Annotated in this window: 8 protein-coding genes; 6 read left to right on the top strand and 2 right to left on the bottom strand. The window is 50.3% G+C overall.

What is annotated here, in order from left to right:
- Positions 1-98: 98 nt before the first annotated feature.
- From RQM65_RS07065 to RQM65_RS07040, 6 genes are all read left to right on the top strand, one after another.
- Positions 99-3,218, top strand: coding sequence for a PVC-type heme-binding CxxCH protein (locus RQM65_RS07065; RefSeq protein WP_314013726.1), 3,120 nt, complete (start codon positions 99-101; stop codon positions 3,216-3,218).
- 177 nt (positions 3,219-3,395) lie between these two features.
- Positions 3,396-4,253, top strand: a complete 858-nt coding sequence (locus tag RQM65_RS07060) for a sugar phosphate isomerase/epimerase family protein (RefSeq protein WP_314013724.1) — start codon at positions 3,396-3,398, stop codon at positions 4,251-4,253.
- A 204-nt stretch (positions 4,254-4,457) separates the two neighbouring features.
- Positions 4,458-5,585: a Gfo/Idh/MocA family protein gene (locus tag RQM65_RS07055; protein WP_314013722.1), complete on the top strand. Its 1,128-nt coding sequence runs from the start codon at positions 4,458-4,460 to the stop codon at positions 5,583-5,585.
- 130 nt (positions 5,586-5,715) lie between these two features.
- Complete coding sequence (locus RQM65_RS07050) at positions 5,716-8,274, top strand: M14 family zinc carboxypeptidase (protein ID WP_314013721.1); 2,559 nt, start codon at positions 5,716-5,718, stop codon at positions 8,272-8,274.
- A 416-nt stretch (positions 8,275-8,690) separates the two neighbouring features.
- Complete coding sequence (locus tag RQM65_RS07045) at positions 8,691-10,286, top strand: amidohydrolase family protein (protein ID WP_314013720.1); 1,596 nt, start codon at positions 8,691-8,693, stop codon at positions 10,284-10,286.
- 193 nt (positions 10,287-10,479) lie between these two features.
- Complete coding sequence (locus RQM65_RS07040) at positions 10,480-11,211, top strand: acetyltransferase (protein ID WP_314013718.1); 732 nt, start codon at positions 10,480-10,482, stop codon at positions 11,209-11,211.
- A gap of 49 nt (positions 11,212-11,260) precedes the next feature.
- Here RQM65_RS07040 and RQM65_RS07035 read toward each other — a convergent pair whose 3' ends face one another.
- Positions 11,261-12,574 (bottom strand): phenylacetate--CoA ligase family protein, encoded by a 1,314-nt coding sequence (locus RQM65_RS07035; RefSeq protein ID WP_314013716.1) that lies wholly within the window; start codon positions 12,572-12,574, stop codon positions 11,261-11,263.
- A 58-nt stretch (positions 12,575-12,632) separates the two neighbouring features.
- Positions 12,633-13,379 (bottom strand): hypothetical protein, encoded by a 747-nt coding sequence (locus RQM65_RS07030; protein WP_314013714.1) that lies wholly within the window; start codon positions 13,377-13,379, stop codon positions 12,633-12,635.
- Positions 13,380-13,533 lie beyond the last annotated feature (154 nt).

The raw sequence follows: 13,533 nt of genomic DNA, 5'->3' as shown, positions 1-13,533 counted from the left end.
GGTTCAGAACGAAGATGGCCCCTACTCGCTATCCAATGAGTAGGTAGAGGCGGCTAAAACTTACGTTTGACCGCTAAACGCTAAGAAAACTTGAAAATATGAAAATCACTATTTGTTGTCTGGTTGTATTTATTTTATTGGCAGCTTGCAAATCCGACCAAAACAAAGAAACCGCAGCCGACGATACCCCGCGAAGAATAGAGATGCTGTTCCTGGGCCATGCTAGCGAACACCACAATTCCAGGGCTTACGAGCCCATTTTGGCGGCCGCTTTGGCGAAGGACGGTATCAACCTGACCTATACCGAGAAGGTGGGCGACCTGAATGCCAAAACCCTTGAACAGTACGACGGCGTAATCCTCTATGCCAACTACGAGAAAAGGCATCCCGCAGAGGAAATGGCTCTGGAGGACTATGTAAAGGAAGGCCATGCCTTTATCCCCATCCACTGCGCCAGTTTCAGCTTTAATGAATCCGAGTCCTATATCGACATGGTCGGCGGCCGGTTCAGCAGTCACGGCACGGGCACATTTACCACGGATATCGTGGATAAGGAACATCCTATCACCAAAAATCTCACGGAATTCTCAACGTGGGACGAGACCTATGTACATGATAACATTGCCGATGATATCACGGTACTGATGGAGCGTAAGGAAGGCGAACGGCAAGAACCCTGGACCTGGGTAAAAGAGTACGGGAAAGGCAAGGTTTTCTATACCGCGTACGGTCATGATGAACGAACCTGGAACCGACCGGGATTCCAAAAACTGATCAAGGAGGGCATTCTGTGGGCGGTGGATGACAATACCAAGAAAAATTGGGAGGAATTTTCCAAGGATATCCCAAAACTGGTCTATGAGCCGAAGGACAATATCCCCAACTATGAAGAACGGAATCCCGCTCCCCAATATCAATTGCCGCTTTCCCCGGAGGAATCCGCAAAGCTGATCCAGGTGCCGGTCGGTTTCGATCTGGAGCTCTTCGCGGCCGAACCGGATATCATCAACCCCATCGCCATGAACTGGGACGAGCGGGGCCGGCTCTGGGTCATCGAAACGGTCGATTACCCCAATACCGTGCGTGACGACAAAGCCGTGGGGGACGATAAAGTAAAGATTTTGGAGGATACCGACGGCGATGGCAAGTCCGACAAAGTGACCGTATTTGCCGAAAACCTGAACATTCCCACCAGCTTTGTCTTTTACAATGGGGGAATCGTGATTTCCCAAGCCCCGTATTTTTTGTTTTTAAAGGATACCGATGGGGACGATATGGCGGATGTAAAGGAAGTTCTAATCGACGGCTGGGGCACCTTCGACACCCATGCCGGTCCCTCGAACCTGCAACAGGGTATCGACAATCAGCTGTACGGGGCTGTCGGATATTCGGGCTTCGAAGGCAGTATCTTTGGCAAGGACCACCAGTTCTCCCAAGGACTGTACCGCTTCGACCCGGGTTTTCGGAGTTTTGAGTTTCTGACCGGAACAAGTAACAATACCTGGGGCCTGGGCATTACCGAGAGCAATGCCGTTTTCGGTTCGACGGCCAATAATACCCATAGCGTTTTTATGGGCATTCCGAATGCGAACCTGATGGAAGTAGAAGGTATTCCAGCCCAGGGAAGCCTGAAAATCGACGGCCATTACGACATGCGGCCTATCACTCCGAACTACCGTCAAGTGGATGTTTTCGGAGGATTTACCGCCGCTGCGGGGCATCACTTTTATACGGCCCGCGACTATCCCAAGGAATATTGGAACACATATGCCTTTGTTTGCGAACCCACCGGAGGTCTGGTACATATCGCCAATATCGAAAATGAGGGTGCGGGCTATATCGAAAAGGACGGTGGCAATCTCTTCGCCGGTGCGGACGAATGGGTCTCACCTGTCGAGGCCAGGGTCGGACCGGACGGCAACGTTTGGGTAGCGGACTGGTACAACTTTATCGTACAGCACAACCCGACGCCCAACGAGGAGCGGGGCGGCTACGATGCCGAGAACGGCGAGGGCAATGCCTATATCAATCCCCTACGGGACAAATCGCACGGCCGTATCTGGCGGGTCGTTCCCGAAACCCAGGGCGATCAGGAACCCAAATCCTTGGACAGGGAAGATCCCGAAGAACTGCTGGACGCCCTTTCCGATGACAACATGTTCTGGCGTATGACCGCCCAGCGGCTGCTGGTGGAACGGGGCCAGTCCGATGTCCTCCCCGCACTGTATGATTTGGTAAACGATTCGAACGTGGATGACATGGGGCTCAACCCCGCTGCCCTACATGCGCTTTGGACCATCGAGGGCCTGGGCGCGTCGGATACCGATCCTGAGGCTGCGAACGTGGTCGGCGGCGCCCTGTACCATCCTTCCGGAGCGGTAAGGAAAGCCGCCATACAAATTCTTCCGAAGAACGGCACCACAGACCACGCGCTACAAAGCGCTAAAGTATTGAACGACGGAGACCCCGAAGTACAGCTGGCCGCCCTACTGTATTTCTCGGAACGCCCCGCCTCGAATAATCTCGGGAACAAGCTGTACGACCTTAGTACGGAAAAAGAGGTCGTCAACGACCCTTGGCTTTCCAAAGCGGTGTACGCGGCCGCCAGCAAACATCCGAATGGATTTATGGCCGCGTATAAAAAGGATAATCCCCGAATTGGTCAAAAATCGGTGGAAAAGGATGAACCGAAGGTAATGGGCCCAGATGATACAGCGACTTCGACCCCGTTCGAAAATGCATCGATCGCCGAGGTATTCTACGCTTCCTATAAAGATAAGGTAGGCACGGATAGTGCCGAAACTTCCGATGCCGATGCTGCCGATGAAAGTAAAAAGGCGCAGGTCGTACTGATCAAGACCGTCAAGAACGAAATGAAGTACGACGTGACCGAATTCGTCGTTGAGGCCGGAAAAACCGTGGAGCTTGTTCTGGAAAACGTCGATTTTATGCAGCACAACCTGATCATCGTACAAAAAGGGGCCAAGGAGAAGGTGGGCACCGCTGCAGACAGACTCGCCACCGACCCAAAGGGTGCCGAAATGCAATATGTCCCTCAAATGGAAGAGGTACTGTTCGCGACCGACTTGATCGACCCCCAACAAAAAGCGACCTTAACGTTTACCGCGCCCACCGAGCCGGGAGAATATCCCTTTATCTGTACCTTTCCCGGGCATTGGCGGATTATGCAGGGGGTGATGAAGGTCGTTGATCAATAGATTATCGGTATCGATCGAAGAAGTTCAAAGTTTGAAAGTACCATGGGCGCATTCAAAGTTCAATGTTTGCTTCACACTTTGTCAGAAGTGCTTAGATACTTTGAACAGTTATGCAGTAGCCATTGAACTTTAAACCGATTCCAGAGTATTAACCAACTTAAAACTTGAATTAATTCTATGTCAAAAAACTTAAAATACGGCGTCAGTACCTGGCTCTGGCAATCTCCCTTTACCACGGAGTCGATTTTGCTCTTCCCCAAAATCAAAAAAACGGGGTTCGATGCGGTGGAGATTCCCGTGGAAGACCCTTCGTTGATCGATGGGGCCACCGTGAAAAGGGCGTTGGACGATAATGGCCTGAAAGGTTTAGTCTGCGGGGTGTTCGGTCCCACTAAGGACCTGACTTCCGATGATGTGGCCTTGCACGATAACTGTTTCCGGTACGCGGAGCAGTGCTTTGCGCTTTGCAACACTTGGAACGCGGAGTTTTTGGCCGGCCCCATGTATTCCATGGTGGGCAAGGCGAGGATGGTATCCGAGGAACAACGGAAATTGGAGTGGGAACGGGCGGTGAACAATTTGGGAAAGGTCTGTGCCATGGCGCAAGATCACGGGGTGTCGATAGCTTTGGAGCCCCTGAACCGCTTTGAGTCCGACCTAGTCAATACGGCGGAGGACGTAATGCGCCTGATAGCGGACATCAACCATAAAAGTGCCGGGGTATTGTTGGATGGATTCCACATGACCATCGAGGAAAAGAACCTCCGCAAAGCGATCAATGCCGTAGGTGAAAAGCTCATCCACGTTCAGGTATCCGAGAACCATCGGGGCATCCCCGGAACGGGACTCACCCCGTGGACCGATTTTAAAAAGGGCCTGGAGGATGTCGAGTACAACGGGATTATATCCATAGAAAGTTTTACCCCCGAGGTCAAGGAACTCGCCGGTGCCGTCTGCATCTGGAAACATATGGCCGATAGCCAAGATCAGTTCGCCTCTCAAGGGCTGCGGTTTTTACAGGAAACTTTCGGCTAATTACCAACAACGATAGCGGTCTGCAATAAAAAATTCAAGGTTCGATCACTACTTCGTAGCTGTTCAAGTTTCAAAGTTGTTCAAACCTCAAACCTCAAACCTCAAACCTCATACCTCAAACCTCAAACCTTGAACCTGCGGCAGGCAGAATTGAACCTTAAATTTTTCCGGCGGCAAAAATGATAAAAACTAAATCCTAAAATTATGAAAACAAAGATCAACATCGCCATAGTAGGCCTCGGTTTCGGCGCGGAATTCATTCCCATCTACAAAAAGCATCCCAGCGCCAATTTGCTCGCGGTTTGCCAACGTAGCGCATCTAAACTGAATGAGCTGGCCGACGCTTTCGACATCGAAAAACGCTATACCTCTTACGATGAACTTTTAAAAGATACCGACATCGATGCCGTACATATCAACACGCCCATACCCGACCACGGGGAGCAATCGATCAAGGCGCTAAAGGCGGGTAAACACGTGGCCTGTACCGTGCCCATGGCGACGACCGTAGAGGAATGTGAAGAAATCGTCCGGTTGACGCAGGAAACGGGACTCACCTATATGATGATGGAAACTGTGGTTTATGCGCGAGAGTTTCTCTATATGAAAGAACTCAGCGACAATGGCGATCTGGGCAAGGTCCAGTTCCTAAAGGCCAGCCATCAACAGGACATGGACGGATGGCCCAACTACTGGCCCGGCTTGCCACCGATGCACTACGCCACCCACTGCGTGGGCCCGGTGCTGGCGTTGACCCGGGGCGAGGCGGAATACGTTTCCTGTTTCGGATCCGGAACCATCCGGGAAGAACTGATCAAGGAATACGATTCTCCCTATGCGGTGGAGACCACCCATATCAAGTTCCGTAATTCCGACCTGAGCGCGCAGGTGTACCGTTCGCTCTTCGATGTCGCGCGGCAGTATCGGGAGAGCTTCGAGGTGTACGGTTCCAAAAAATCGGTCGAATGGCCCCTGATCGAGGGAAAACCCTTGGTCGTACACACTGCTAAAAAACCCGAACCGGAAATTCCCGAAGAAGTCGAGTGTCCCGATTTCGCCAAGTTACTACCCAAGGAAATCCGGCATTTTACCACCCAGGGCGTATATGATGAAGACGAGCACCAGCATCTTTCCTTTACCCAAGGGGCGGGTCACGGCGGATCGCATCCGCATTTGGTGCACGAATTTGTCGATGCCTTGGTGAATACGCGTGAACCCTACCCGAATGCGAGACAATCCGCCAATATGACCTGTGTGGGGATTTTGGCCCATGAATCGGCTTTGAGGGGCGGGGAGATTATCCGGTTGCCGGAATTTACATTTGGGAGCTAAGAGACTGTTTTCAATCGTGTGATTGGAATCATTGAGCGCACCTTTATATCCGAGAGTATTTTACCTATATTTATTCCGTCGATTTCAAGACCGAATCGTTCTAACATCCAATACTTTCAAAACCCTTTTTATGTTCAAAAAGTTACTTTTCTTGGTGCTCTTATGGAGCCCCGCTGCCTTTGCGCAGGATTATTTTCTTGAAAAATACGCGCCCTTGAATGAAGACATCCCCTCCCCGGAAGAGTTTTTGGGCTATGGCATTGGGGAGCACCACACCCGCCACGATCGTATCGTATCCTATTTACAAAAATTGGCCGATGTATCCGACAGGGCATCCTTACATACCTACGGGAAGACGCACGAGGGGCGCCAATTGGTCATCTTGACGGTCACGACGCCCGAAAACCTATCCAACTTAACATCCTTGAAAAAGCAACATCTAGCGTTTACCGACCCCTCGCAAAACGTGTCGAACTACGGCGAGGTCCCTATTTTTATCAATCTGGCCTATAACGTTCACGGCAACGAGCCTTCCAGTTCTGAAGCCGCCCTGTTGAGTGCCTATACCCTGGTCGCCTCCGACAATCCCGAGGTTTTGCGATACCTCTCCCACGCGGTAGTCATGGTCGACCCGACCATCAATCCCGATGGGCGGGACCGCCACACCCAATGGGCCAATAGCTATCAGGGGAGTCCCAATGTCAGCGATCCCCAGGATGCCGAGCACAACGAATACTGGCCGGGCGGGCGCACCAACCACTACTGGTTCGACCTGAACCGCGATTGGCTGCTCGCCATCCATCCCGAAAGCCGAGGGAAATTGAACTGGTACCACGAATGGTATCCGAACGTGGTGACCGATTTTCACGAGATGGGTACCCAGAGCAGCTATTTTTTCGAACCGATGAAACCCATCGGCAGCCTCGACCCCATCATGCCGAAGGAGAATTACGAAGACCTCAATGAGCTATTCGGCCAGGAGTTCGCGACCGCATTGGACAGTATCGGCTCTTTTTATTTTACCAAGGAGGTTTTTGACGGTACCTACCCGGGCTACGGCTCTTCGTATCCCGATCTACAAGGGGGGCTGGGACTGCTGTTCGAACAGGCCAGTTCACGCGGACATGAGCAGACCACCGCTTTTGGCAAGATCACCTTTCCCTTCACCATCCGCAACCAATATGTTTCCAGCATGGCTACGGTGAAGGCGGCCGTAAAAAACAGGGATTATCTCAGAAAATACCAACAGGATTTCTTTAAGAGTGCGCTAAACCGGGCCGCAAAGCCCAAGTTAAAGGGATATACCTTCGGCGATATCAAGGACCAAAATCGCACCAAGGCCTTTATCGACAAATTGTTACTGCACCGAATCAAGGTCTATCGATCGGGGGACGATTTTACCGTACCGACGGAGCAGCCTCAATACCGGATGGTGCAGACGATGTTCGAGACCTATGACAAATACCGCGATAGCGTTTTCTACGACGCCTCGGCCTGGTCCCTCGCCAATTTTTATAACATGCCCTACCGGTCGGTCCGATCGCTCGACTTGGGAAACCAAGTGACCACGACCGAAGGCTTGGTCGAAACGACCCCGGTAACACGTTCGGAATATGCTTATGTCATCGATTGGGACGATTACAACGCCCCGGCGGTACTTCACTACCTTCAGGAACGTGAACTTGTGGTTTCCTCGGCCTTCAAGCCGTTTGAGATTCGCACGATGGACGGTGCGACCGAAAAAATGGGTTATGGCAGCCTCGTGGTACCGGTAAGCCTGCAAAAGAAAAATGCCGATGAGGTCTTTGAGATCCTTCGGAAGGCGCAAGAACGTTTTCAGGTGCCGATGTACGCCCTTTCAACGGGCTACAGCAGCCAAGGAATCGACTTGGGCAGCCGGTTCGTCCGACCTTTGGAAAAGCCCAAGGCGGCGATGCTCATCGGTACCGGTACCCGCTCCTATGAGGCGGGGGAGGTATGGCATTTGTTGGACACCCGGGTACACATGCCGATCACCAAACTGCCGATGCGGACGTTCAACAGGGCCGATTTCAGCAAATACAATACCATGGTGATGGTTTCGGGAGACTACGATCTAACGGAGAAACAGTTCGGGAAATTGAAAGACTGGGTCAGTGCCGGGAACACCTTGATAACCATTGGAACAGCCACCAAGTGGGCCATCGAAAAAAATCTGGTCGAGGAGCGCCTCACCGATCAGGTGAGGGATTCGTTGGAAGTGAAGAAGAATTCCGTGAAAATGGACTCCCTCGGAGCAACGGAGCGCAAGCCCTACGTCGATGCCGACGAAAACCTAGGCAAGGAAAGCGTGGGGGGTATCATCGTAGAGGTGGACCTGGACACGACCCACCCGCTAGCTTTTGGTTACAACGATACTTCCATTCCCGTTTATAAGAACAACACCGTATGGCTGGCACCGAGCAAGAACGAATATTCCACGGTAGCCAAATACAGCAACGACCCCCACATCGACGGGTTTGTCACCCAAAAAAACCTGGAAGGAAACCTAAAGCCTTCGGCCTCGCTCGTGGTCAGCAAACTCGGCGGCGGTCGGGTGGTGCTGTTCGCCGACAACCCCAATTTCAGGGGAAGCTGGTACGGTACGAACCGGCTGTTTCTGAACGCCCTGTTTCTAGGGGACGAAATTGAGGTGCCGTCAAGGGACTGATTACTAGCAGATGAAAAGAAGAAAGGACCAAAAGACGAAAGGACGAAAGGACCAAAAGATAAAAGGAAGGGGGAACAAAAGAGTGTTTTAGGCCTTTCTCCCTAGCTGGTCTTTTTATTGGCTGACAGGCTCTGAAGATGGCCCACAAGTTCCTTGGCAGCATTAAATTAATAGGTTCTACCACGAATGTCATGGGGATTGAAGCATGGATTATTCTGACGTGGGACTTTTAGACGTAGGACATAAGACAAAAAACAATGTCCTCGATGCATGATATCAAAAATACACATCTTTGTGTCAAAATTTTACAGCTAGAAGTCTTACGTCTTAAGTCCTTTCGTCTTATTTCAGGTTTTAAGATTCAAATTTCTTATCCACAGAAATATATGGTATAACCAATTAATAAAATCCGAACTATGACATCAAATCGTATCGTATTGACAGCGCTCCTAATACTCGGGGCGATTTTCCAGGCCGCATCCCAATCCGCCCAAGGCGACGGTCCCCACGACCAGCTCATTATCCGCGGGGTGACGCTGATCAACGGTACCGGTGCTCCGCCGCAGGGCCCCATCGATATCGTGGTCGAAAACAATATCATCAAAAAAATCGCCGTGGTCGGCTATCCCGGGGTGGACATCGACCAGACTAAACGCCCCCAGGTGAAACCTGGCGGTAAGGAACTGGACTGTAGCGGCATGTACCTGCTGCCGGGATTTATCGATATGCACGGCCATATCGGGGGAGAGGCGCAAGGAGCCGAACCCGATTATGTGTTCAAACTCTGGATGGGCCACGGGATTACCACGGTACGGGAACCCAGCGGGCGTGGGGTCGACTTTGCGATGGACCTCAAACGCAAAAGCGCGGAAAACGAAATCGTTGCCCCCCGAATTTATGCCTATACCGGATTCGGACAGACGAGCGAATCCTTTGATCCCTTGAACGGTGTCCCCATTTCCACGCCCGATCAGGCACGGAAATGGGTGCGGGCCAACGCGGAAAAAGGAGCGGACGGTATCAAATTTTTCGGGGCCGAGCCCGAAATCATGAAGGCCGCCCTAGACGAGAACAAAAAGTTGGGACTGGGTTCCGCCTGTCATCACGCGCAATTGAGCGTGGCCCGATGGAACGTGTTGCACTCCGCCCGCGCGGGACTCACTTCCATGGAGCATTGGTACGGACTTCCGGAAGCACTCTTCGACGACCGCACGGTACAGGATTATCCGTTGGACTACAATTATCAAAACGAGCAGCACCGCTTCGAAAATGCCGGGGCGCTGTGGGAACAGGCGGCGGAACCCTACTCCGAGCATTGGGAAAATATCATGACCGAACTGTTGGAACTGGATTTTACCCTCGATCCCACCTTCAACATCTACGAAGCCAGTCGCGACCTGCAGCGTGCGAGGAGGGCCGAATGGCACGAAGACTACACCCTGCCTTCGCTCTGGGAGTTCTACCAGCCTAGTAAGATATCGCATGGCAGCTATTGGCACGATTGGGGCACGGAGCAAGAAGTGGCCTGGAAACACAATTATAAGTTATGGATGACCTTTGTGAACGAATATAAAAACCGTGGTGGCCGTGTGACCGCGGGCTCCGATTCCGGCTTTATCTTTCAGCTATATGGTTTTGCCTACATCCGTGAGCTGGAGTTATTGCGCGAAACCGGTTTTCATCCGCTGGAAGTTATCAGGGCGGCTACGCTGAATGGAGCGGAAGCCTTGGGAGCGGCCGACCGAATAGGTAGCGTCGCCGTAGGAAAGTTAGCTGATTTTGTAGTGGTCGAAGAAAATCCCTTGAAAAATCTAAAGGTGCTCTACGGTACTGGCGCCATTAAACTGACGGAAGACAATGAGGTCGTTCGCGTCGGCGGGGTGAAATACACCGTTAAAGACGGTATCGTCTACGATGCCAAAGCCTTGTTGGAGGATGTAAAAAAACAGGTAGAGGCTGCGAAAGCGAAAAAGAACTACCGAATTTTACAGCCCGGAATAAAAGGGCGGTAAATGCCAGACAACCATACGGCGGGTTTTGAACGTATATAAAAAGTGAGATCTACGATACCGATGGTCTGCTTTTTTGTACCGTTTGTAATGCATGGTGCTCAGGAAACAACCCGTACATCGAAAAAACCGGCTCCCAAGCCAAATTTACAAAGACTATTGCTATCTTGCACTTTGTAAGTAAATTCCCCCAAATATGAAGAACATTGTTATTATTGGAGCCTCCGGTCACGGTTCTATGGTGCTGGATTGTATTGAGAAAGAGGGCCGGTACAGCGTTATCGGCTTTTTGGATTCCTATCGGAAGAAAGGTGATCTACAGAACGGTTATGAGATTTTGGGAAGCGAAATGGACCTTCCCGAGTGTATAGAGAAATTTAACATTGCCGGGGTCATCCCCGCAATAGGGAACAACTGGACCCGAAAACTGATGATGGACGCTGTAGAGAAAATGGTGCCTGGGTTAGAGGTTGTCTCTGCGATCCACCCCAGCGCCCAAATCGGTAAGGACGTTGAAATAGGACGGGGTACGGTGATTATGGCAGGGGGTATCATCAATGCCAATTCGACTATTGGCAAATGTTGTATCGTGAATACCAACTCATCCTTGGGTCACGACGGTATTATGAGCGATTTCTCGACCATTTCTTCCGGGGTATGCACGGGAGGTAATTTGTATCTGGGACAGTTTTCTGCATTGTCCTTGGGAACCAATGTAATAGAGAATATAAGGATTGGCGAAAACTGTTTGGTCGGTGCCGGTTCATTAGTGGTTAAAGACGTAGGCGATCATTCGGTAGCCTACGGTAGCCCCGCTCGTTTTGTCAGGAAACGAAAGGTCGATGACCCTTATTTGAGTGGGGATTTGAAATCTACCGGCAGCCCGGTACCCACCATAAAGAGCCTAAACCCCCGGAAAGTGATTTGAAGAAAATCCGCTATTTTTAGGCCAAACATTGCAGTGGCATTACTCTATGCTATACGCGGCGAGATCGATTCAAGACCTTTTTACGTTTTCCAGAGCTAAGCAAAGGAATGTCGTCAACGTATGCTACGCTTATCTTAGCATCCTTTCCCAGATAACCCCGAAACTCATCTAGTAGTTCCGTTTCCCTTTCAAAACGGCCGTCGCTGTTTAGCTTGAATTCGTATTCCTTTCCCGAAACCTGTATAAATTGGTATTGCTTCAGTTCGGTATATTTCCACATGCTGTTGGTAATGATAAATGAAGAAACATGTTCGCCTTTGGTATCGAAAATGGCGTCCATTTTTCTTCCCTCGATCTGTTGGAGAACGTGTAGTTTCTTTCCGTTGTCGCCCGATAAGGCCATTACCCCATAATCTCCGGTATCGTAGCGTATCATGGGCATTGCCCTGTTGAACAAATCGGTGACCACGATGCGGCCCAGCTCCCCTTCCTGCGCTGGGATATCTTTTTCAAGATCGAGGATTTCCATCCGGTAACTGGCCGAATTTACCAGAAATTCTTCAGGGGTGTCCAAGGTATGCTGGGCCAGCATACCATTTTCCATATTGGCGTAGCGGGACGCCACCGGACAATCAAAATTTATTTCAAGGGCCTTTTTGGTAGGTTCGTCAAGGGTTTCCGACATCGCGATAATGCTGATGACATTGGCATCGCCCATATCGGTAGGTCGGCGGTTTAGATATTTGACGATACTGTCAAGGGCGGAGGCATAGCCTAAAATACTCTTGGGCCCGGAATCGGAACGGATGTCTTCTAAAAGCTGTCGGATGCGGTCATCGTCTAGTTTAAAGGCGTCGACGGGCACGATGTTCTGCAGTTCTTGAACCAGTTTGCTCTTTTCGTTCCGGTCGTTCCATATCTTAAGGTAATAAAAACGGGTTCCCCAGGGATGGCCGACCGCTTCCCAAAAAAAATGCACGTCCGCCGTATGCCGTTCTCTTTTATCGACATCCTGGACTACCGTAAAAGGGGTGCCGGTCGACCCACTGGTCGTGACCTTATGGTTTTCTTGGTCAAGATAGGCATCGGATAGAAAGTCTTCCCGATTATCCCGGATCAGGTTCTTGTTGGTTACCGGAAATCGATCAAGGCGCATTTCCTTAATCCCGAGATTGCGAAAATAGGGTACCGTATCGCAGCAGTGTTGAAGGATTTTATCTAGGTGTTGCCGCCTTTTTTGAATCGAATGTTCCGAGCCGTGGTTCGCGTTTAGCCGTTTAATATCTTTATAATGCTTTTTGATCGGCGCGCCTTTTAAGCGATCACGGAGCCAAAAAATGCTTTTTCTAAGATTGAGGGGCATATTAAAAAAAACTAAGTGTTCATGATTTTAGAGACGGATTGGATTTCAAAACAGTCTCTTAGAAACGGGCCGATGGGGATGACCGGTATAATTGATAACCGTAAACACAGAACAAAAAAGAAAGCACGGCCTCGAAATGCTCTTTTTCATACCAGCAGATCAAAGGTAAGAATATGGCTATTACCAAAAACTTTTTGGAAGGCATATATTTTCTGGGAATGCCGAAGAAAGACGCATAGTTGGTGTTCCGAAAGGCGAAAAAGACCATCAGAAAAAGGCTTATGGGCGTATAAATTGCGGTGTAGTGGCGGGCGTCGATCAAGTTATGCAGGGTAGTTTCCTGCTGATAGTTCAGCTCCTTCATTCTTTCTGGGGTTTCAATGCCAAGAATGCGCTGTCCCCAGCTAATTTCCTCCATGCCCGTAAAGAAGCACAGCAATGCTAGGGTAAGGAACACAAATTTAAGATATCCGTTCCACTGCTTTCGGTGATGACGATAGGCCAGCACAAAGAAAATCGCGGCGATTAAAAAGAAAATCGCGGTAAGGTACTCGAAGAGTCCGTCTTCGGTGTACAGATGCACGAAAGCTTCTTCGAAAAAGAATAGTCGGGAAATCACGTAAACCGACAGGTAAACCCCGAATACGGTAAGAAAAAAGGAATGGGTACGTATGTACTCGAAAAGTCCCCACCTGAAAGGCCTGTGAAAGGCAAACAGAAGAGCTCCCAGCACCAAGACGGATGCCACCCCGTAGATGTAAGGTTTTAGCTCATCAAAGCTGGTATCTATAAAAATAGGGGTCACGTTGGACGGGTTAAAGCGACCAAAATACGATTTATAATATAGGTAGTCGCGATAGTACCGACGAATTATGTTCGAAAAAGACGAACGGCTACTTCTATGGGATGATGGTGCGCGATGATCGAATCACAAAATGATTATCTTTGGGCCGAAGTGA

The organism is Pricia mediterranea, assembly GCF_032248455.1.
Classification (GTDB): domain Bacteria; phylum Bacteroidota; class Bacteroidia; order Flavobacteriales; family Flavobacteriaceae; genus Pricia; species Pricia mediterranea.
The sequence above is the reverse complement of the archived record's forward strand: the minus strand, read 5'-3'. Positions and strand labels throughout refer to the sequence as shown.

Bases quoted from the DNA above. Each gene is read 5' to 3' on its own strand.
- RQM65_RS07035 (WP_314013716.1), bottom strand. From the start codon at position 12,574: ATGCCCCTCAATCTTAGAAAAAGCATTTTTTGGCTCCGTGATCGCTTA.
- RQM65_RS07060 (WP_314013724.1), top strand. From the start codon at position 3,396: ATGTCAAAAAACTTAAAATACGGCGTCAGTACCTGGCTCTGGCAATCT.
- RQM65_RS07055 (WP_314013722.1), top strand. From the start codon at position 4,458: ATGAAAACAAAGATCAACATCGCCATAGTAGGCCTCGGTTTCGGCGCG.
- RQM65_RS07045 (WP_314013720.1), top strand. From the start codon at position 8,691: ATGACATCAAATCGTATCGTATTGACAGCGCTCCTAATACTCGGGGCG.
- RQM65_RS07050 (WP_314013721.1), top strand. From the start codon at position 5,716: ATGTTCAAAAAGTTACTTTTCTTGGTGCTCTTATGGAGCCCCGCTGCC.
- RQM65_RS07065 (WP_314013726.1), top strand. From the start codon at position 99: ATGAAAATCACTATTTGTTGTCTGGTTGTATTTATTTTATTGGCAGCT.
- RQM65_RS07040 (WP_314013718.1), top strand. From the start codon at position 10,480: ATGAAGAACATTGTTATTATTGGAGCCTCCGGTCACGGTTCTATGGTG.